The 19,176-nt window shown below is 74.3% G+C and carries 17 protein-coding genes and 1 riboswitch; of the genes, 8 read left to right on the top strand and 9 right to left on the bottom strand.

Annotation, left to right across the window (positions count from 1 at the left end):
• The first annotated feature begins 59 nt into the window (after nt 1–59).
• The 3 genes from IRY44_RS20375 (at nt 60) to IRY44_RS20365 (ending at nt 2,182) form a co-directional block, all read left to right on the top strand.
• Entirely contained in the window at nt 60–569 is a 510-nt protein-coding gene (locus IRY44_RS20375; RefSeq protein ID WP_194801874.1) for a GNAT family N-acetyltransferase, read from the top strand.
• 164 nt (nt 570–733) lie between these two features.
• Nucleotides 734–1,147, top strand: a complete 414-nt coding sequence (locus tag IRY44_RS20370) for a hypothetical protein (RefSeq protein WP_194801873.1) — start codon at nt 734–736, stop codon at nt 1,145–1,147.
• A gap of 3 nt (nt 1,148–1,150) precedes the next feature.
• Nucleotides 1,151–2,182, top strand: coding sequence for an SRPBCC family protein (locus IRY44_RS20365; RefSeq protein ID WP_194801872.1), 1,032 nt, complete (start codon nt 1,151–1,153; stop codon nt 2,180–2,182).
• 18 nt (nt 2,183–2,200) lie between these two features.
• Here IRY44_RS20365 and IRY44_RS20360 read toward each other — a convergent pair whose 3' ends face one another.
• The 7 genes from IRY44_RS20360 to IRY44_RS20330 are packed head-to-tail and all read right to left on the bottom strand — an operon-like array spanning nt 2,201 to nt 10,684.
• Entirely contained in the window at nt 2,201–4,441 is a 2,241-nt protein-coding gene (locus tag IRY44_RS20360; RefSeq protein ID WP_194801871.1) for an AAA family ATPase, read from the bottom strand.
• 36 nt (nt 4,442–4,477) lie between these two features.
• Nucleotides 4,478–4,972 (bottom strand): hypothetical protein, encoded by a 495-nt coding sequence (locus tag IRY44_RS20355; RefSeq protein ID WP_194801870.1) that lies wholly within the window; start codon nt 4,970–4,972, stop codon nt 4,478–4,480.
• 45 nt (nt 4,973–5,017) lie between these two features.
• Nucleotides 5,018–5,779: an ATP/GTP-binding protein gene (locus tag IRY44_RS20350; protein ID WP_013288868.1), complete on the bottom strand. Its 762-nt coding sequence runs from the start codon at nt 5,777–5,779 to the stop codon at nt 5,018–5,020.
• Nucleotides 5,757–6,206, bottom strand: a complete 450-nt coding sequence (locus IRY44_RS20345; protein WP_018787957.1) for a DUF742 domain-containing protein — start codon at nt 6,204–6,206, stop codon at nt 5,757–5,759. The genes IRY44_RS20350 and IRY44_RS20345 overlap by 23 nt, the downstream gene beginning before the upstream one ends.
• Nucleotides 6,203–6,667 (bottom strand): roadblock/LC7 domain-containing protein, encoded by a 465-nt coding sequence (locus IRY44_RS20340; protein WP_013288866.1) that lies wholly within the window; start codon nt 6,665–6,667, stop codon nt 6,203–6,205. Before IRY44_RS20340 ends, IRY44_RS20345 begins: the two co-directional genes overlap by 4 nt.
• Nucleotides 6,664–9,525, bottom strand: a complete 2,862-nt coding sequence (locus tag IRY44_RS31180) for a nitrate- and nitrite sensing domain-containing protein (RefSeq protein ID WP_194801869.1) — start codon at nt 9,523–9,525, stop codon at nt 6,664–6,666. Before IRY44_RS31180 ends, IRY44_RS20340 begins: the two co-directional genes overlap by 4 nt.
• Nucleotides 9,512–10,684, bottom strand: coding sequence for a hypothetical protein (locus IRY44_RS20330; protein ID WP_194801868.1), 1,173 nt, complete (start codon nt 10,682–10,684; stop codon nt 9,512–9,514). Before IRY44_RS20330 ends, IRY44_RS31180 begins: the two co-directional genes overlap by 14 nt.
• Nucleotides 10,685–11,056: 372 nt before the next feature.
• On the opposite strand from IRY44_RS20330, the gene IRY44_RS20325 reads away from it, so the two are divergent.
• The 3 genes from IRY44_RS20325 (at nt 11,057) to IRY44_RS20315 (ending at nt 15,438) form a co-directional block, all read left to right on the top strand.
• Nucleotides 11,057–13,924 (top strand): alpha/beta fold hydrolase, encoded by a 2,868-nt coding sequence (locus IRY44_RS20325; protein WP_194801867.1) that lies wholly within the window; start codon nt 11,057–11,059, stop codon nt 13,922–13,924.
• On the top strand, nt 13,924–14,841 hold the full coding sequence (locus IRY44_RS20320; protein ID WP_194801866.1) for an ABC transporter permease subunit: 918 nt from the start codon (nt 13,924–13,926) through the stop codon (nt 14,839–14,841). Before IRY44_RS20325 ends, IRY44_RS20320 begins: the two co-directional genes overlap by 1 nt.
• Nucleotides 14,842–14,991: 150 nt before the next feature.
• Nucleotides 14,992–15,438 carry a DoxX family protein gene (locus IRY44_RS20315; protein WP_194801865.1) on the top strand — a complete coding sequence of 149 codons (447 nt, stop codon included), beginning with the start codon at nt 14,992–14,994 and terminating at the stop codon, nt 15,436–15,438.
• Between the two features lie 54 nt (nt 15,439–15,492).
• Here the strand turns inward: IRY44_RS20315 and IRY44_RS20310 are convergent, their stop codons facing one another.
• Nucleotides 15,493–16,170: a DUF4232 domain-containing protein gene (locus IRY44_RS20310; RefSeq protein WP_194801864.1), complete on the bottom strand. Its 678-nt coding sequence runs from the start codon at nt 16,168–16,170 to the stop codon at nt 15,493–15,495.
• Between the two features lie 7 nt (nt 16,171–16,177).
• Nucleotides 16,178–16,486, bottom strand: coding sequence for a helix-turn-helix transcriptional regulator (locus tag IRY44_RS20305; RefSeq protein WP_135242255.1), 309 nt, complete (start codon nt 16,484–16,486; stop codon nt 16,178–16,180).
• Nucleotides 16,487–16,575: 89 nt separating this feature from the next.
• On the opposite strand from IRY44_RS20305, the gene IRY44_RS20300 reads away from it, so the two are divergent.
• Both IRY44_RS20300 and thrC read left to right on the top strand, forming a co-directional pair.
• The gene (locus IRY44_RS20300) at nt 16,576–17,550 is read left to right on the top strand and encodes a DMT family transporter (RefSeq protein WP_194801863.1); all 975 of its coding nucleotides are present in this window, start codon (nt 16,576–16,578) and stop codon (nt 17,548–17,550) included.
• 72 nt (nt 17,551–17,622) lie between these two features.
• Nucleotides 17,623–17,755: riboswitch (SAM riboswitch) on the top strand.
• A gap of 12 nt (nt 17,756–17,767) precedes the next feature.
• Nucleotides 17,768–19,057 (top strand): threonine synthase, encoded by a 1,290-nt coding sequence (thrC, locus tag IRY44_RS20295; protein ID WP_194801862.1) that lies wholly within the window; start codon nt 17,768–17,770, stop codon nt 19,055–19,057.
• The last annotated feature ends 119 nt before the right edge of the window (nt 19,058–19,176 follow it).

Genomic DNA, 19,176 nt, shown 5'->3' with positions numbered 1-19,176 from the left:
GCGGCAATCCCTCCCCAAAGGGGTGGACGACCCGGACCACGCGCGGCAGACTGCGCGACGTGACGGGTGCTGTACGGCTGGAGCCGGTGGACGAACGGAACCTGGAACCGTTGCTCTCCGTAGCGGCGGCTGAGGCGGAACCGGAGGACGTCATGCCTCCGGTGGACGCCCCGGCGGGCTGGTCGCTGGCCCGCCGTGACGCGTTCCGCGAGTTCCACCGCGCCAGCCTCGGCGGGCTGAACGGCCCGACCGGCACCGCCATGTACGCGATCGTCTCCGGCGGTGAGGTGGTCGGCATGGTGCGGATGACCCGCCGGGACGAGCCGGGCACCGTGGAGACCGGGATGTGGCTCGGCCGGTCCGCACGGGGCCGGGGCCTGGGTGCGGCCGCGCTGCGGCAGCTGCTGCACGCCGCCGCGGCGGCCGGGATGCACACGGTGGTCGCGGACACCACGCCGGACAACGCGGGCGCGATCTCGGTGCTGCGCAAATGCGGCGCGGAATTGCGTGAGGAAGACGGAAAACTGCACGCCCGAATGTCGCTGGATTCCGCCCTGCCGATCCGCTGACCCGCTTCTCCCCGCATTCACCCCGGCCGCGTTTCTCCTGCTCAGCTCTGCCTAGCTGGGCGATTTTGCGCTCCTGCGGAAATGTTTTGCCAATGGGATGACGGGTACTGCCCGCCTCTCCGGGAGCGCGACGTCCGCCTCCCGGGGAGCGCGAAGGAGTGCGGATGAAAAGCGGAGCACGAGTGGCGTTGGCGGTGGGATTCGGCTACCTGCTGGGTCGCCGCAAGAAGATGCGTACCGCGCTGACGCTCGCCGCGGCGGTCGCCGCCGGGCGGGCCAGCCAGCGCCCGGGGGGCCTCAAGCAGCTCGGCGCGAACCTGGTCGCCGCGAACCCGCAACTGCGTAACCTCGGCGGGCTGGGCCCGCCGCTGGTGGCCGCCGGGCGGGCTGCCGCGACCGCCGCCGCCGGCAACGGCATCGACGCCATCGGCGGACGCCTGCGCGGGGGTGCCGACGCGTTGCGCCGCAGGAGCGGCACGGGCCGGCCGGACGCCGAGCGTTCCGCGCCCGACGAGGAGCCGGAGCTGGACGACCAGCCCGACGCGCCGGTGCCCGCCCGAGCCGATCGGGGGCGGTGAGTCGTGGCGACGAGCAACCTCACCGACCGGGTACGCGACGAGATCGGCGGCGAGCTGCGCAACCTCGCCACGGCCCTCGGTGAACGCGCCGTGCAGGCGGTCACCGATCGGGTCACTGATGCCACCGGGCGGCTCAGCGAGTACGCGAAGCAGGGCGGCGATCCGGGCCTGGTCGCCGCGGCCACCGGCGCGCAGCGGCTCGCCGGTGGCGCCTCCCCGGTGACTGCCATGTTCCATGCCGGCGTGGCCGGCGGTAAGGAGAAGCTGATGGCGGCGTTCGGTCGCAAGGGTGGCCGGGACGGCGGCAAGACGCTCAAGGTCACCAACATCGTCGAGGCCGTCGAGGTCGGCGTGCCGGTCCGGGTCGCCTACAACCAGTGGACGACGTTCGGTGACTTCCCGAGCTTCATGAAGAAGGTCGAGCAGGCCGACTGCGACGCCGACGAGAAGATGACCTGGAAGGCGCAGGTGCTCTGGTCGCACCGGACCTGGGAGTCGACGATCGTCCGGCAGATCCCGGATCGGCTGATCCACTGGCGGTCCAAGGGCGAGAAGGGCTCGGTCGACGGCACGGTGAGCTTCCACGAGGTCGGCCCGGACCTGACCCGGATCCTGGTCGTGCTGGAGTACCACCCGCAGGGCTTCTTCGAGCACACCGGCAACCTGTGGCGCGCCCAGGGCCGCCGGGTCCGGCTGGAGCTGAAGCACTTCGTCCGGCACGTGATGACCCGGACCGTGCTCGACCCGGACGCGGTCGAGGGCTGGCGCGGCGAGATCGAGGACTCCCAGGTCGTCAAGGACCACGAGACCGCGCTGCGGGAGGAGCGGGGAGACAGCGGGCCGTCGGACGACGAGTACGCCGCCTACGACGAGGGCAACGACTTCGACGACGACGAGTACGCCGGCGAGCCGGTCCGGACCGAGCCGGAGCGTGCCCGCAGCCGGACGGCAGGCGGGCAGCGCGAACCCGAGCGCCGCCGCCGTGTCCCGCAGCGGCCCCGCCGCCCGGCCACCCGCCGCCGCGACGAGCGCTGACCGGAGGCGGCCGGTTCGTCAGGACCGGCCGGCGGCGTACGACTCCAGGTGCGCGAGCTGCACCGGGTCCAAGGAGGGGCGGACCCGGTTCCGGGCCGCCTCGACGTGCGCGGCGGTCACCGTGCTCGCCTCCAGCGACTCCCGCATGGCCGCCAGCGCCGCCTCCCGGACCAGCGCGGCGCAGTCGGCGGCGGAGAAGCCGTCCAGCTCGGCGCCGAGCGCGTCGAGGTCCACGTCCGGCGCGAGCGGGACGTCCCGGGCGGACGCGCGGAGGATCTCCGTACGGGCCGGACCGTCCGGCGGCGGCACGTAGACCAGCCGTTCCAGCCGGCCGGGACGCAGCAGCGCCGGGTCGACCAGCTCAGGGCGGTTCGTCGCGCCGACCACGACCACGTTGCGCAGCGCCTCCACCCCGTCCAGTTCGGTCAGCAGCGCCGCCACCACCCGGTCGGTCGTACCGCCGTCGGTGGCCTGCCCGCGTACCGGGGCCAGCGCGTCCACCTCGTCCAGGAACACCAGCGTGGGCGCGGCCTGGCGGGCACGGCGGAAAAGCTCCCGGACCGCCCGCTCGCTCTCACCCACCCACTTCGAGAGCAGCTCCGCGCCCTTCACCGACAGCACGTTCGCCCGCCCGGAGCCGGCCAGCGCGGTCACCAGGTAGGTCTTGCCGCAGCCGGGCGGACCGTAGAGCAGCACCCCGCGCGGCGGCGTCACGCCCAGCCGGGCGAACGTGTCCGGGTAGGTGAGCGGCCACAGCACCGACTCGGTGAGCGTCTGCTTGACCTCGTGCAGCCCGCCCACGTCGTCAAGCGTCACCGACGCCAGCTCCAGCGTGGACGCGGACATCGTGGTCGGCCGGACCACCTCCAGCGCGGCGGTGAAGTCGGCCATCGCCACCGTCGGCGTCTCCGCCGTCTTCTGGCGCAGCGCCGCGCGGACCCCGGCTTCGCGGACCAGCGCCGCCAGGTCCGCCGCGACGAAACCGGGGGTACGGGCGGCCACCTCGTCCAGCCGGACGTCACCGGCGAGCGGCACCTCACGGGTCAGCACAGTCAACTGTTCCCGGCGCAGCGCCACGTCGGGCAGCGGCACGGTGATCCGCAGCGCGAGCAGGTCCGGGCCGCGCAGCGCCGGATCGACCGCCTCGGGGCGTCCGCTGGTGCACACCACTGCGGCACCGGCCCGCAGCGTCTCGGCCACCACCTGCCGGAACACGGTGGCCAGCGGGCCCGGCTCGTCGGCCGGTGCGATCGACTCCACGTCGGTGACCAGCAGCACGGCCGGACCGCCGGCGCGTACCGCCGAGGCCGCCTCGCGCAGCCGGCGGGCCGCCGCGTCGTTGCTGAGCGCGGCCAGCTCGGGCGCCCAGAGCGGCCGTACGCCCGCGCCGACCTTGGCGGCGACGGCACGCACCAGCGCGGACTTGCCCGAGCCCGCCGGGCCCTCGACCAGCACGCCGAGCGAGACGGTGGTGCCGAGCCGGCCCAGCACCTCACGGTGGTGGAAGCCCAGGTCTAGCAGCTCGGTCAGCTCCTCGGCCTGGGCGCGCAGGCCGGGCAGCTCGTCCACGTCGGGCGCGTCCTCCGGGCCGAGCAGGTCGGTGTCGGGTTCCGTCCCGGGCGGCGTGGCGGGGGCGGAGACGCGCACGGTGGAGGCGGCGGACGCCGGGCCGGAACCGCGGGTGGCGGGACCGTGTTCCCAGCCCACCACCGTGTCCATGGTGACGAGCGCGCCGACCGCCGGTTCGGCCGACACGACGGTGAGCAGCGTGCTCGTCCAGGCGTACCCGACGGAACTTGCCAGACTGCGCCGCGCGGCCTCGATCAGGCCGCGCACGGCGGCGTCCGGCAGCACGTCCTGCGGCAGCAGCGAGACGTCGTCCCCGGCGGTGACCACCTTGCCCAGCAGCGCGAGCCGCAGCATCTCCGGCGGCACCGCGGCGACCACAGCGGCCGGGCCGGACAGGGTCAGCCGGCGTGCCGGGGTCGCGGGCAGTGGGCTCACCGTGACCTGGCCGCCGGCCCGCAGGCCGAGGTTGCCCAGCAGCAGGTCGTCGGCGTGCAGCAGGGCGCCGCTGGTGCTCGGCTCGGCGGCGGCCGCGATGCCGGCGGTGACCCGGCGGCCGGTCAGACGGACCGGGTCGCCGGGGCGCAGTGCCAGCGCGGTGAGCACCTCGGGATGCAGGCGCACCACGCCGCGGCGGGCGTCGAGCGCGGCCGGCCGCAGCGTCGCGGTCAGGGTCAGGTCGGGTTCGGCCACCCGCCGACAGTAGCCGCCCCGATCATCGGGTGCCGGTCAGCGCGGGCCCGGATCGTCCAGCAGCGAGGGGTCGCGGCGGATCATCTCGGCCAGCCGGGCCGCCGGGTCGGACTCCAGCGGGTCGTGGCCGGGCGCCGGCACCGTCTTCACCGACATGGGCCACGCCGGCGGTGGCGCGGGCGGCGTGGTCGGCCCCACCGTCACCGCCGTGCCGGACCAGGAGACCCGCAGCGGGTACGCCTGCTCGCCCAGTTCCACCCGCAGCGTCACGGCCAGCCCGGGGTGCTCGGCCACCACCCGGCGGACCGCCTCGGCGACCTCCTCGACCGGGTCACGCCGCGGCGGCGCCTCACCGCCGCGCAGCCGGTACGCGCCGTGCCCCGCCCGCCCGTCGCCGGGCTCGTCCGCCGCCTCCGCGGGTACGTCCCGCTCGGGCGTCCCGGCCGCCTCGCCGGGCGTCGGCGCCCGGCGGCGCAGCGCCTCCTCGCGCCGCGCCATCCGGGCCAGTGTCTCGTCCAGATCACCTCTCATGGCGTCCACCCCTTCGCCAGACAACGGATCGAAACGACTGCCGGTTCAGCCTGCCCGGGATCGGGTGGCCCGGTCCAGCGCGCGGTCCAGGACGACGAGCAGGGCGTCCCGCACCGAGAGGCGGTCCCGGGCGTCGAACTGCACCAGCGGCACGTGCTCACCGATCGCCAGCGCCCAGCGGATCGACGGCAGGTCCAGGGCCAGCCGGCCGTCGAAGGCGTTGACGCCCACCGCGAACGGCAGCCCGGACCGCTCGAAGAAGTCGATCGCCGGGTAGCAGTCGTCGAGCCGGGCGCTGTCCACCACCACGAGCGCGCCGAGTGCGCCCCGGGCCAGGTCGTCCCACATGAACCCGAAGCGCGCCTGTCCGGGCGTACCGAAGAGGTAGAGCTTCAGGCTGCGGTCGATGGTCACGCAGCCGAAGTCCATGGCCACTGTGGTGGTGGTCTTGCCGGCGACCCCGCCCGGGTCGTCGATGCCGATGCCGGCGGTGGTCATCTCCGCCTCGGTGGTCAGCGGTGCGATCTCGGAGATCGCGCCGACTGTGGTGGTCTTGCCGACCCCGAAGCCACCGGCGATGAGGATCTTGACCGGGATCGGCGGCCGGGGCGCCGGCACCCGGCTGACGATCGGGGCCGGTTCGGCCGGCGGCACACCCGGCGGCAGGTACGGCAGCGGCGGCGTGGGCGGGGGCGGCGTGGCCCGGCCGATCAGCGGCGCCGGGCCGCCGTAGCGGCTCGGGGCGCTGTTCGCGGCCGGCCCGCCCGTGGCGGCCGCCGGCCATTCAGGAGATCGCACGAAGTCCATCAATCACTCGCAGGATGATGTCGGGATCGAGGGCGTCGTCGACGTCCGCGACGTGCACGTCGAGATGGCCGGCGGCCCGGAGGTCGCCGACCAGCACCCGGGTCACCCCGAAGTGCATCCGGGTCCGGGCGGAGATCTCGGCCACTGAGACGGGCTCGGCGCAGATCGCGACGATCGCCGCCAGCTCCGGGGCCAACCGGGCGGTCACCGCCCACGAGGTGCTGCCCGGACGAGCGGTGACCTGGGTCTCCAGGCCTATCGCCGGGTCACCGTCCACCCGTCCGGAGGTCAGCACGAAGGGGCGTGGGCCGGTCGGCTCCCCGTCGCCCGCGTCCGGCTCCGGCACCGGAGCGGACGCGTTCAGGAAGGGGCGGATCCGGACGCCGGGCTCCGGCTCCGGGTCCGCGCCGGCGGCCCCTGGGATCATTGCTGTACGGCGTTCTTCAGCTCGGCGATCAGACGCGGACTCAGAGCGCCGCCGGCGCGTCCGGCGAACAGCGTCATCTCGTACGCCACGGTGCCCAGGTTGGCAGTGCGGTCGGCGACGACGCCGAGGACCGAGCCGCTGCTGATCGCGCTGATCAGCAGGTATCCCTCGGCCATGTCGACGATCACCCGGTTGAGCGCGCCGAGCGCGTACCAGCTCGCGGCGCCCCCGGCGAGGCTGGTCATGCCGGACACCACGGCGGCGAGCCGTTCCGCGTTGGACCTGTCCTTGATCGCGGACATGGCCATCAGCAGCCCGTCCGAGGAGACCGCGATCGCCTCCATCACCCCGGCGGTGCTGGAGGTGAACGAGTCGAGCAGCCAGTTGAAGGTGCGTGCCTCGGGACTGAGGTCGCCGGTGGTGCTCTGTTCGACGTTCTCGTGGAGGAAGGGGCTGGTCACCGTGATGGGTCCTCTTCGTAGCGGCGGTCGGTACTGACTTCGCGCAGAGCACGGGCGACGCCCGCCTCGAATTCGCTGATCCGGTTGCGGACCTCGACGGGATCGCCGGGGTCGGAACTGGTGGGAGGCGCGGACTGTGCCGGGGAGACGGACAGGTTCGCGCCGGGCACCCGGCGGCTGAGCCGGGGCCGTTCCGTCGCCGGGGGCGTGGGATCGACCGCGCCCTCGGCCCGCCGTACCCCGTCCTGGAACGCCTCGACCAGGGCCCGGACGCTCGACGGATCCGCCGGGACGCCGATCAGCGGACCGCCGGTGGCCGGTGCGGCCGGTCCGGCGGGCGGGGCGGCCGGCAGGTTCGCGCCGGGCACCCGCTGCCGGATCGGCGACCGGGTACCGGGGCGGCCGGCGGGCGGGCCGACCGGGTTGGGCCCGGTCGGCGCCGGCACGGCCGGGGGTGACCCGGCCGGCGCCGGCGGGCGCGCGCCACCCGGTGGCGGCGCGAGCCCCGGGCGGTGCGGTGGCGCGATCCCGGGACCGTGCGGTGGCGCGAGCGCCGGACGGTGCTGCGGCGCGAGGCCCGGACCGTGCTGCGGCGCGACGGCCGGCCCGGCGGGCGGTGGCGCGAGCGCCGGCCCGGCGGACGGCGCCAGAACCGGGTGGGTGACCGGCGGCGTCACTGTCGGGCCGGTCGCCGGCCCGGCGGCCGGGGGAGCGGCCGGGGCCGGGCCGGCGACCGGTGTCGGTGGGGAGAGATGCCCGGGACGCGCCGGTGGTACGGCCGACGGCGGCCAGACCGGCGGCGGACCGCCGGTGGGCGGGCCCTGGTCCTCGGCCGGCTCCACGCCCTCGGCCTGGTGGCCGAACGCGTTCCACGGGTCGCCGCTGGACATGCTGCGGGTGGCCCGGCTCAGCAGTTCGGCGTCGAAGCCGGCCGGCGCCTCGACGGCCGCCGGCTCCGGCTCGCGGGCGCCGGGTACGGCGGCCCGGCCGGCGCTGACGCCGACCGGTTCGGGACGGCGGATCACGAGCGAGGCGCCCGGGATCTCCAGGGCCGCGGTGACGCCGCCACCGGGGGTGTGGCTCAGCTGGACGCTCCAGCCGTGCCGGCGGGCCAGCCGGCCGACCACGAACAGGCCGAGCACCTCGGTCGGGGCGAGGTCGAGGCGTTCCCGCCGGGTGAACCGGGCGTTCTCCTCGGCCATCCGGTCCCCGGTCAGGCCGATGCCGTGGTCGACCACGACCAGCCGGGCTCCGCCGTCGGTCAGCTCGCCGGTCACCACCACGCGGGTGTGCGGCGGCGAGAACGAGGTGGCGTTCTCCATCAGCTCGGCGAGCGTCAGCACCAGGTCACCGGCGATGGCGGGGGCCGCCGCCACGCCGGGCGGGACCTCCACGTCCACGCGGGTGTAGTCCTCGATCTCACCGAGCGCGAGCCGGACCACGTCGGCCAGCGGCACCGGGGCCACGTGGCCGTCCGAGCCGGTGGCGCCGGAGAGCACCACCAGGCTGCCCGCGTTGCGGCGCAACCGGCTGGAGATGTGGTCGAGCCGGTACAGGTGCTCCAGACGGCCCGGGTCGGTCTCCTGCCGTTCCAGCCGGTCGATGAGCGCGATCTGGCGGCCGACCAGGTTCTGCGTACGGCGGCCGACGTGGCCGAACATCTGCGCCACGTTGCGCCGGCCGGCGACCTGCCGCTCGACCAGCCGGGCGGCGGTGTGCTGCACCCGGTCGAACGCGCGGGCCAGGTCGCCGATCTCGTCCCGGGCGCTTACCTCCACCGGGTCGAGGCGTACCGGGGGGACCGTCTCGGACTCGTCGTCGGCGACGCGGGTCAGTTCGGCCTCGGTGACCCGGGCGACCCGTTCGGCGGAGCGGGTGAGCCGGCTCAGCGGCCGGGCCACCGTCCGCGCCACGGTCATGCTCAGCAGCACCACGACGAGCAGGATCGCCGCCGCCGCGAGGCTGACCAGCCAGGCCGCGGTCAGCGCCTCCCGTTCCCGGGCGCGGGTCTCCGCGATGACGTCCGCGACGACCTTCTTCTCCACGAACTGGCCCAGCGTGATCATCGACCGGGCCGAGGGGAACAGCACGTCCAGCGGCACCGGCGCGATCGCGCCCTCCGGGTCGCGGAGGCTGTCCACCAGGAACGTCGGGCTGGTGCGGGCGGCCACCGCGGCGTCGTCCAGTTGGGCCACCTTGAGCTGCTCGGGCGTGATCAGCTTGCGGAACCGCCGGTTGTCGACGTTGAGCGCCGCCATGCAGGCCACGAACGCCCGGGCGACCTGCGGATCGCCTGTGGCCTTGACCAGCACGATCTGGGTGGTGCACGAGCTGAGGGCCTCGTCGACGCGCAGCAGCGCGTCGAGGGCGAGCACCTGCCGTCCGGCGGCGGTGTCGGTGTCCACCCGGAAGGGCAGCCGCAACGCGTCGATCAGGGCGGTGTCGACCTCGCCGAACACGGTCAGGATCTGCTGCGGCGTGGCCCGGCCGGCGAGCGTGGCGTTGCGGACGTCCTCCAGCCGGCGTACCCCGTCGAGGCTCTCGCGGACGGCCGCGGGGAGCGGCTCGGCGCGCAGGTCGGCGACCCGGTCGTCGACTGTGGCCGACTTCTGGATCAGCTCGGTGCGGCTCACCCGCCGCAGCAGCAGGCCGATCGAGAGCAGGCGTTCCTGCTGGAGGTCCTGGACCAGGCTGCCGACCCGGCTGGCGACGCGGACGGTCTCGGCGGTGTCGGCGGCCTGCCGGGCGGCGGTCACCCGGTCGATGACGACCGGTACGGCCAGGCCGACCATGCTGAGCAGCGGAATGATCACCAGCAGGGCGAGCTTGCCCCGGATGCGTAACCTACCGAGCAGCATCGAACGGCCTCCACCGGTCGGCGTCGCCACCGTGTCCCACGGCGACCGGCTGGCGGTCGTCCTCGGGCACGGCGGGCGGCGGGGCGGGGTGGGCCGCCGGGGCGGCCCCGGCCGGTTCCCGGCGGGACGGGGTGGCCCGGGAGCGGTCCCGGCGCAGCGCGGCCACGTGCAGCGCGACGATGCCGGCGATCAGCAGCACCGCCGCTCCGGCGGCGATCCGGCCCAGCAGCCGGTCCCGCTCCAGGGTGTCGAGCCGCTCCCGCAGCAGTGCGTCGAGCTGGTCGAGGATGACCGTACGGAGCTGCTTGGCGGCGTTCTGCGCGCTGATCCCGGCTTTTGTGAGCTGGTCGGTGCCCGGCGCGGACCGGCCGGCGCCGGGCGCCGAGTAGACGGCGAACGTCTCCAGGGACCGCTGGTAGGTGTCCAGCGGGGTGAGCACGTTGGCGCCCAGGTCGGTGCTCTCCGAGCTGTCCACCGCCGAGCGCAGGTCGGTGACCAGGTCGGTGGCCGGACCGAGCGCGGCGACCCGCAGCTCGGCCAGCTCGGCGCCCACCCGCGCGCGCTCGGCGGCGGGGCGCTTGGCGGACAGCCGGGCCAGGTCGACGAGCCGCCCGGCCAGCACCGTCGCGGTGGGCAGGTCCCCGCCGATGCCGTCCTGGAGGAAGAACGAGTCGGAGCGGGGGTCGCGGATCAGCCCGGAGCTCTCCCGCACCTTGCGGTAGAGGGCCAGCAGCAGGTCGGACGCCTCGCCGTAGGCCCGGTACGCCGCCTCGGGGTCACCGATGCCGCGGTCCGGCAGCGCCTCCAGCTTGGCCCGCAGCCCGGCCCAGCGTTCGTGGGTGCGCAGCTCGTCACCGACGGCGTTGTCCACCTCCGCGACGCCCTCGATGGCGGCGGCGAGCGAGGCCCGGGAGACCGCCCCCTCGGCGACGGCGATGGCCTGGGCCTCCACCAGCGTGTCGGTGACCGGCCCGAGGGCGCGCAGGTAGCGGACGCCGAGCCGCTCCCGGCTCACCAGGTCGTGGTCGTCGGCGAAGTCGCGCTCGGCCTGGATGAAGATCAGCCCGAGCGGGGCCAGCAGCGCCAGCACCAGAACCAGGGTGAGCGTACGGCCCGGTACGGCGGGCCGCCGACGGACCCGCGACGCGGGGACTGTCATGTGTTCTCCTCCGGCGACGGCGGGGCGCTCGGTGCCCCGGGAGGTCGCCGTACGCAGTCCCGTGCACCGGACCGGAAAAGTAGCCGAACCGGACGCGCGTGAGACCTCGGCTGATGAGTCGGCTTCACGTCAGTCCATTTTGGGTGACCCTGTGTCAGGGCGAAAGGTACGTAGCGTGTGATCGAGTTGCCGAGAAATGACATCGACGATGGTTTGCGCCTGTAGATGTGAATTCACGTGATCCGAATACGTCCCGCTGGGATGCTCTGGACCTTTGGCGGATGACGGACGCTACGCGACGATCGGCGCAACCGGACAGACGTACGGCGGATCTCAGCGAATGCTCAGCCGCCGGCCCGTACCGTGTGCCGCATGAGATCAACCGCCGCGCGGCTCCGGCGCGCCCTGGCCGGCCATCCGCGCCGCATCGTCGCCGCGGTGGCGGTGGTCGTCCTCGTCGCCGCCGCGCTGGTCTGGACGGCCCGGCCGCGGGGTGACGACTTCCGGACCGAGGCGGCGCTGGTGACCGTACGCTCCGGGCCCTCCGGTGACGAGCCCGTCGACCTGGACACCACGCTCTACCTGCCGGCCGATGCCTCGTCGTCGAAGCGGGTACCGGCGGTGCTGCTGGCGCACGGCTTCGGCGGCACCAAGGACTCGGTCCGCTCGGACGCCGAGGACCTGGTCACCCGCGGGTACGCGGTGCTCACCTGGACCGCCCGCGGCTTCGGGCGCAGCGGCGGCCAGATCCACCTGGACAACCCCGACTACGAGGTGCGGGACGCGCAGCGCCTGCTCGACCGGCTCGCCGAGCGCCCGGACATCCGCCTCGACGCGGCCGGCGACCCCCGGGTCGGTGTGGTGGGCGGCTCGTACGGCGGCGGCCTGGCCCTGCTGCTGGCCGCGCAGGACCAGCGGATCGACGCGATCGTCCCGATGATCACCTGGAACGACCTGTCCCGCGCCTTCCTGCCGGAGAGCAGCGGCCGGCAGCCCACCGACGGCGTGTTCAAGAAGGGCTGGGCGGGCATCTTCTTCGGCGGGGGCGGGAACGCCGGCTCCGGCCCGGCGGGGCTCTCCGGGGCCACCGCCGCCGCGCCGGAGGGCGCGCCCGAGTCGGCCGGCCCGCCGAGCCCGCAGCCGGGCGCCGGGCCGGGCACCGGTTCCGGTCGCGCGCCGGCCGGCGCCGCCGACCCGTCCTGCGGCCGCTTCGCCGCCGACGTCTGCGCCGCGTACCTGCGCATCGCCACCACCGGCCGGGCCGACGCGGCGGCGGTCGAGCTGTTGCGCCGGTCGTCGCCGGCCGGCGTGCTGGACCGGATCAAGTCGCCGACGCTGCTGGTGCAGGGTGAGGCGGACACGCTGTTCCCGCTGGCCGAGGCGGACGCCAACGCCCGGGGCATCGCCGCCGCGGGCACGCCGGTGCGGGTCGCCTGGTTCACCGGCGGCCACGACGGCGGCTCCGGGCCCACCTCCGACTCCGACCGGGTGAAGTTCCTGACCGCGCAGTGGCTCGACCACTACGTCAAGGGTGACGGAGCTGCCCCCGGCGGCACGTTCACGTTCTCCCGGATCGCCGGCTTCGACGCGCTCGACCGGGGCCTGGTCGCCACCGGCTTCCGTACCGCCGACTATCCGGGCCTGGCCGGGCAGGATCGCCGCGAGGTGACGCTCGCCGGTCCGCCGCAGCCGGTCGCCGTACCGCCGAACGGCAACCCGGCGGCGATCTCCTCGGTGCCGTTCGCGGGTGCGCTCGGCTCGCTGCTGGACGGCGTCGTCGCCGGTGACATCCCCGGCCAGCACGCCCGCTTCGAGTCGGCGCCGCTGGACGAGCCGGTCGACGTGGTGGGCGCGCCCACGGTGCGGATCAGGGCAGCCTCACCGACCGGCGAGGCGGTGCTGTTCGTGAAGCTCTACGACGTCGACCCGCAGGGCGCCGCCACGCTGCCGTCCGGCCTGGTCGCGCCGGTGCGCCTGACCGGCCTGCCGGCCACCGTCGACGCGGCCACGCCGGTCACCGTGACGCTGCCGGGGATCGTCCGGCGGGTCGAGGCCGGGCACCGGTTGCGGCTCGTGGTGGCGACGTCGGACCAGGCGTACGCCTCGCCGGCCGAACCGGCCGTGCACACGGTGGCGCTCGCCGACGGGCCGCTGACGCTGCCCACAGTCGACTCCACGCCGATCCCCACCACCGCGACGATCTGGCGCTGGGCGCTCGCCGGCCTGCTCGCCGCGATCGTGGCCGGGCTCGTCGTGGTCGTGCTGCTCACCCGCCGCCGGCACCGCCGCCAGGACGACTCCGTGCACCCGGAGTACGCGGGCGTCCCGCTCGCCGTGCGCAACCTGCGCAAGGAGTACGCGGACGGCTTCGTCGCGGTCTCCGACGTCGACTTCGAGGTGCACCCCGGTCAGGTGGTCGGCCTGCTCGGACCCAACGGGGCGGGCAAGACCACCACGCTGCGGGTGCTGATGGGGCTGACCCAGCCCACGGCCGGGGAGATCTACGTCTTCGGGCACCGGCTGGTGCCGGGCTCGCCGGTGCTGTCCCGGATCGGCGCGCTGGTCGAGGGGCCGGGCTTCCTGCCGCACCTGTCCGGCCTGGACAACCTCAAGGCGTACTGGCGGGCCACCGGCCGCCCGTGGGAGGACGCGCACTTCGACGAGGCGCTGGAGATCGCCGGCCTGGGCGACTCGGTGCACCGGCGGACGAAGAAGTACAGCCACGGCATGCGGCAGCGGCTGGCCATCGCCCAGGCCATGCTCGGCCTGCCCGAGCTGCTGGTGCTGGACGAGCCGACGGACGGGCTGGACCCGCCGCAGATCGCCGAGATGCGCCGGGTGCTCCAGCGCTACGCCACCGACGGCCGGGCGGTGCTGGTCTCCAGCCACCTGCTGGCCGAGGTGGAGCAGACCTGCACGCACGCGGTGGTGGTGAACAAGGGGCGGATCGTGGCGTCCGGCCCGGTGGAGGACATCGTCGGCGAGTCGCCGAGCGTGCTGTTCGAGGTGAGCGACCCGGACGCGGCCCGGACGGTGCTCGACCGGCTCGACGGCGTACGGGTGCTGCCCGACACCGAGGGCGGTCTGGTGGTCGACACCAACGGCACCGCCCGCAGCGAGGTGGTGGCCGAACTGGTCCGCGCCGGCATCGGGGTGGACCGGGTGGTGCCCCGGCGCCGCCTGGAGGACGCGTTCCTCGCCCTGGTGGGCGAGAACTCTCGGGGAAGCGGGGATCGGTGATGGCGGGTTCGTCTGTGGCATCGTCGCCTGGTGGCGGCACGTCCGGTACGGCGGCGCCGGGCGCGGGCGGGGCGGCGGCCGGTTACCGGCCCTCGGCCACGCTCCCGTTCGCCGCGGAGTTTCGGCGGCAGGCGTCGCGCCGGCGTACCCAGCTCGCGCTGGGGTTCATGGTGCTGCTGCCGCTGATCATCCTGGTGGCGTTCCAGTTCGACGCCGGGGACGACGACGGCGGCGGGCGGGGCGAGTTCTCCAGCCTGGCCGACCTGGCCACCTCGGGCGGGCTCAACTTCACCCTGTTCTCGATCCTGGTGTCCGCGTCGTTCCTGCTGGTCGTGGTGGTGGCGCTGTTCTGCGGCGACACGGTGGCGAGCGAGGCGAGCTGGGGCAGCCTGCGCTACCTGCTGGCGGTGCCGGTGCCCCGGGCCCGGCTGCTCGCGGTGAAGCTGGTGGTGGCGCTCGCGTACTCGGGGCTGGCCCTGCTGTTGCTGGCCGGCACCGCGCTGCTCGCCGGCACGCTCCGGTACGGCTGGAAGCCGCTGAGCAGCCAGGTCTCGGCCGAGCTGGCGCCTGCAGACGGGTTGCTGCGGTTGCTCGGCGTACTCGGTTATCTCGCGGTCGTGCTGCTGGTGGTCGCCGGGCTGGCGTTCCTGCTGTCGGTGACCACGGACGCCGCGCTGGGTGCGGTCGGCGGGGCGGTGCTGCTGTGGATCCTCTCCAGCATCCTGGACCAGATCACCGCGCTGGGCGGGCTGCGCAACCTGCTGCCGACCCACTACAGCAGCGCCTGGCTGGGGTTGCTGTCCACGCCGATGCAGACCGACGACGTGGTCAAGGGCGCGTTCTCGGCGGTCGTCTACGCCACGCTGTTCTGGGGTCTGGCCTTCTGGCGCTTCACCCGCAAGGACGTCACGAGCTGAGGTGACCGGACGGGGTCGCGGCGGGGCGGCCGGGCCCATATCATGGGAGCGTTCCCATGAGATTGTCCCGCCTGCAAAGATATCGATTAACATCTATCAATAGTCCCGCCATCCTGGACGGCGTCCGCCACCCGTACCAGGAGGTTTCCCATGATCCCGGCGCAGCTGAAGGCCCCCGCGCTGTCCCTGTTCCGCATCGTCACCGGCCTGCTCTTCCTCTGCCACGGCGCCGCCTCGATATTCGGCGTCTTCGGCGGCAATCCGGCCACCGGCGGCGCTGTCCCGTTCGCCACCTGGCCCGGCTGGTGGGCGGCGCTGATCCAGCTCGTGTGCGGCGCGCTGGTGCTCGTCGGCCTGTTCACCCGGCCGGCCGCGCTGCTCGCCTCCGGTTCGATGGCGTACGCGTACTTCGTGGTGCACCAGCCGCACCACCTGATGCCGATGCAGAACGGCGGCGAGCTGGCCGCGCTCTTCTGCTGGTCGTTCCTGCTGGTCGCGGTGCTCGGCCCGGGCAACTGGGCGATCGACGCGCTGCTGGCCCGCCGCAACGCCGTCCCGGCCGAGCGCGCCGCCGCGCCGGCCTCGGTCCCGGTCTGAGCGTCCGCGCCGAACCAGATCCCGGTCGGGGCGCTCCCGTGCCGGGTTCTGGTTCTACAGCGGATTGACCGGCGGCGTCGTGGGCGGCGTTGGGGCGGCCGGCGTGGGCGTGCCGGCCGGGCCGGGCTCCCGGCGCTTCCACGCGCTGACGCCCAGCCGGCCGGTGTTGCCGAGGTCGATCGGCCCGTCCAGGGCGACCGGGTACGCCGGCCGGCCGGCCACCGGCGCGACGTCGAGTTCGGTGCCGTCCGTCGCCACCACTGTCGGGTCGGTGACCAGGTTCCGCCAGATCAACGCCGCGCCGGCCCGCTCGCCGGGGGCCAGCACGATCCGGGTGGGCGGGTGGTCGAAGCCGGAGGTGATCGGCTTGGCACCCGGGATGATCCGCACCTCGATCGGGTCGCCGTCGGCGTCCCGGAGCGTGACCGCCGGATAGCCACGCAGCTCGTACGGCTGGTCGCCGCAGTTGAGCAGGTCCAGGCCCATCGCCCGCAGCCCCATCGCGGCGCTCACGCCCAGCTCGGTGATCGCGATGCCCTCGGGGGAGCAGGTGGCGGCGGGTGCCGGCCCGGCCGTGGGGGCGCCCGGTCGCGGCGGCACCGTGGTCAGCGGGTCGACACCGGTGAGGGGCGGGTCGGGCAGCCGCCCGTCGGCGGGCCCCTGCGCCGGGGCGCAGGCGGTCAGCAGCGCCATGCCGGTGAGGGCGCCGATCAGGCGCGCCGGTCTCCGCATCCGGCGATCATGCCACTCCGTCGCGCTCGGCGATGACCGCGTCGAGCAGGCCCGGGTAGACGCGGTCCAGTTCCTCGCGGCGCAGCCGAACGTAGCGGGTGGTGCCGGCGACCCGGGTGCGGGTCAGGCCGGCCTCCCGCAGCACCTTGAGGTGGTGGCTTCGGGTCGCCTTGGAGACACCGAACTCGAACGAGCCGCAGGCGTGTTCTCCGCCCGGCGCGAGCGCGCGCACGATCTGCAGCCGGACGTCGTCGGCCAGCGCCGCCAGGACGGCGGTGACGGGCACCTCGCGCAGCTCGGGTTCGTGCAGCTCCATGTGACAACGATAACCCATGTTCGACAATCGTCGAACAAGTTCCTAGAGTCGGGGCGTTGGTTCGACGGTACTCGAACATAGGAGCTGCGATGCGATCCCGTCACGCCACCCTCCCGATCTTCGCCGTGGTCAGCTGGGGCGTCATGTTCCCCGTGCTCGCCAGCGCGCTCACCCGCGTCGACGCCCTCAACCTGACCACCGTCCGGTACGTGCTCGCCACCGCCGTGCTGCTCGCCCTGCTGCTGGCCCGCGAGGGCGTGGCCGCCCTGTCCACCCAGCGGCGCGGGCTCGAGGTGGTGCTCCTCGGCGCGCTCGGCTTCGCCGGGTTCAACACGCTGACGAATCTCGCCCTCGGCCACGCCGCGCCGCAGCAGATCGCGCTGTTCGCGGCCACCGTGCCGCTGGTCACCCAGTTCGTCCGCTGGGCGCGCGACGGCGTCCGCCCACGTCCGGTACTGCTCGGCATCTCGCTCGTCGCCCTGGCCGGCGTCGGCCTGGTTATCACCCGCGGCCGGCTCGACGGGCTGGGCCAGTTCGGCTGGGGCGGTCTGCTCATGATCGGTGCCGTGTTCGGCTGGGCGTTCTACACCCACGGCGCGAGCCGGTTCCCCGAGTGGTCCGCGCTGCGCTACACCACGCTGACCGCCGTCGCCGGCATGATCGCCATGATCGGCGCCAGCGCCGTCGCCGACCTCACCGGGCTCCAGCACGCGCCGTCCACCGCCGACCTCGTCGCCGTCGCTCCGCAGCTCGCGTACGCGGTGCTGGTCGCCGCCGTCCTCGCGGTGCTGGCGTGGAACACCGGCGTGCGGCGGCTCGGCCCGGCGAATGCCGCGCTGTTCATGAACCTGGTGCCGGTGGCCACGTTCGCGGTGCAGATCGTGCGCGGATACCGGCCGGTCGCGGTGGAGCTGGTGGGCGCCGGGCTGACCATCGCCGCCCTGGTGGCCGCGAACCTCGTCACCCGTACCCCCTCGGCAGCGGCGACCGCGACGGTGCCGGCACCGGTCGCGGTGGTGGACCGGCCCGCGGTGGTGGACCCGGTCGCGGTGGTCGGACGCTGAGCCGGCCCACAGCGTGGGATCCCGAGGTGGCGCGGCCGTGAGCAGCGCATAGACTCGGCGGCACAACTGAATACCTCATCCAGAGGGGCTGAGGGATACGGCCCGACGACGCCCCGGCAACCACCCGCACGCTCGACGACGAGCGACAGCGGGCAGGTGCCAATTCCGTCCCCGCCGCACCCGGCGATGCGGGGAAAGATGAGAGGAACTCCTCGACATGACGTCGACGCTTCCCGTCGCCACCGGTATCGACACCACCCTCAGCCCGGCCCGCGCCCTGGTCTGCCGCGCCTGTTCGGCGCGCTACCCGCTGGCCGCCCAGCACGCCTGTTACGAGTGCTTCGGGCCGCTGGAGGTCGACTACGACACCGCCGCGCTCGCCACCGTCACCCGGGAGCAGATCGAGGCCGGTCCGGCGAACATCTGGCGGTACGCGGCACTGCTGCCCGCCGGTCAGGACCCGGCCACCCGGGTCACGCTCGACCCGGGGCTGACCCCGCTGGTCGCCGCCCCGAACCTCGCCGCCGAGCTGGGGCTCACCGCGCCGCTCTGGGTCAAGGACGACAGCGCGAACCCCACCCACTCGTTCAAGGACCGGGTCGTCTCGGTGGCGCTCACCGCCGCCCAGGCGCTCGGCTTCACCCGCTACGCCTGCGCCTCCACCGGCAACCTCGCCAACTCGGTCGCCGCGCACGCGGCCCGGGCCGGCGTGCCGTCGGTCGTCTTCATCCCCGGTGACCTGGAGCAGGGCAAGGTCGTCACCACCGCGGTGTACGGCGGCGACCTGGTCGCCATCGACGGCTCGTACGACGACGTGAACCGGCTCTGCGGCGAACTGGTGGAGACCGACGAGTTCGAGGACACCGCGTTCGTCAACGTCAACGTGCGGCCCTACTACGCCGAGGGCTCCAAGACGCTCGGCTACGAGGTGGCCGAGCAGCTCGGCTGGCGGATCCCGGCCCAGGTGGTCATCCCGATGGCCAGTGGCGAGCTGCTCACCAAGATCGACAAGGCGTTCACCGAGCTGGTAGAAATCGGGCTGGTCGAGGCGCCGGCCGGTGGCTGGAAGGTGTTCGGCGCGCAGTCGGCCGGCTGCAACCCGATCGCCACCGCGCTGCACGGCGACACCGACACGATCACGCCGGTCAAGCCGGTCGGCATCGCCAAGTCGCTGAACATCGGCGACCCGGCCGCCGGGCTGTACGCGCTGGAAGCGGTGCGCCGTACCGGCGGCTGGATGGACTACGCCGACGACGACGAGATCCGCGCCGGCATCCGGCTGCTCGCCCGTACCACAGGGGTGTTCGCCGAGACGGCCGGCGGCGTGACCGTCGCCGTGCTGCGCAAGCTGGTCGAGTCGGGCCGGCTCGACCCGTCCGCCGAGACTGTCGTCTTCAACACCGGCGAGGGCCTGAAGACGCTCGACGCGGTGGCCGCCCAGGTCGGCCCCACCCACCGCATCAAGCCCAGCCTGCGCGCCGCCCGCGACGCCGGCCTCCTCGCCTGACGGTCCCTTCTCCCGCCACCCCGGCCGTGCCGGGATGGCCGGGTGGGGGAGGTGGGGCTCGCCCGGGTGGGGGATCGGGTGAGACCGGTGGGTAACCGGTGATGTGCGGTGAGTGCCAG

This window comes from Micromonospora sp. ANENR4 (genome assembly GCF_015354395.1).
GTDB classification, from domain to species: domain Bacteria; phylum Actinomycetota; class Actinomycetes; order Mycobacteriales; family Micromonosporaceae; genus Micromonospora; species Micromonospora aurantiaca.
This window is presented reverse-complemented; position numbering and strand designations above follow the sequence as displayed.

Excerpts from the sequence above, each read along its gene's own strand:
- IRY44_RS20310 (WP_194801864.1), bottom strand. The coding sequence starts at position 16,170 with ATGCGGAGACCGGCGCGCCTGATCGGCGCCCTCACCGGCATGGCGCTG.
- IRY44_RS20370 (WP_194801873.1), top strand. The coding sequence starts at position 734 with ATGAAAAGCGGAGCACGAGTGGCGTTGGCGGTGGGATTCGGCTACCTG.
- thrC (WP_194801862.1), top strand. The coding sequence starts at position 17,768 with ATGACGTCGACGCTTCCCGTCGCCACCGGTATCGACACCACCCTCAGC.
- IRY44_RS20345 (WP_018787957.1), bottom strand. The coding sequence starts at position 6,206 with ATGATCCCAGGGGCCGCCGGCGCGGACCCGGAGCCGGAGCCCGGCGTC.
- IRY44_RS20355 (WP_194801870.1), bottom strand. The coding sequence starts at position 4,972 with ATGAGAGGTGATCTGGACGAGACACTGGCCCGGATGGCGCGGCGCGAG.
- IRY44_RS20325 (WP_194801867.1), top strand. The coding sequence starts at position 11,057 with ATGAGATCAACCGCCGCGCGGCTCCGGCGCGCCCTGGCCGGCCATCCG.
- IRY44_RS20330 (WP_194801868.1), bottom strand. The coding sequence starts at position 10,684 with ATGACAGTCCCCGCGTCGCGGGTCCGTCGGCGGCCCGCCGTACCGGGC.
- IRY44_RS20350 (WP_013288868.1), bottom strand. The coding sequence starts at position 5,779 with ATGGACTTCGTGCGATCTCCTGAATGGCCGGCGGCCGCCACGGGCGGG.
- IRY44_RS20320 (WP_194801866.1), top strand. The coding sequence starts at position 13,924 with ATGGCGGGTTCGTCTGTGGCATCGTCGCCTGGTGGCGGCACGTCCGGT.
- IRY44_RS20315 (WP_194801865.1), top strand. The coding sequence starts at position 14,992 with ATGATCCCGGCGCAGCTGAAGGCCCCCGCGCTGTCCCTGTTCCGCATC.
- IRY44_RS31180 (WP_194801869.1), bottom strand. The coding sequence starts at position 9,525 with ATGCTGCTCGGTAGGTTACGCATCCGGGGCAAGCTCGCCCTGCTGGTG.
- IRY44_RS20300 (WP_194801863.1), top strand. The coding sequence starts at position 16,576 with ATGCGATCCCGTCACGCCACCCTCCCGATCTTCGCCGTGGTCAGCTGG.
- IRY44_RS20305 (WP_135242255.1), bottom strand. The coding sequence starts at position 16,486 with ATGGAGCTGCACGAACCCGAGCTGCGCGAGGTGCCCGTCACCGCCGTC.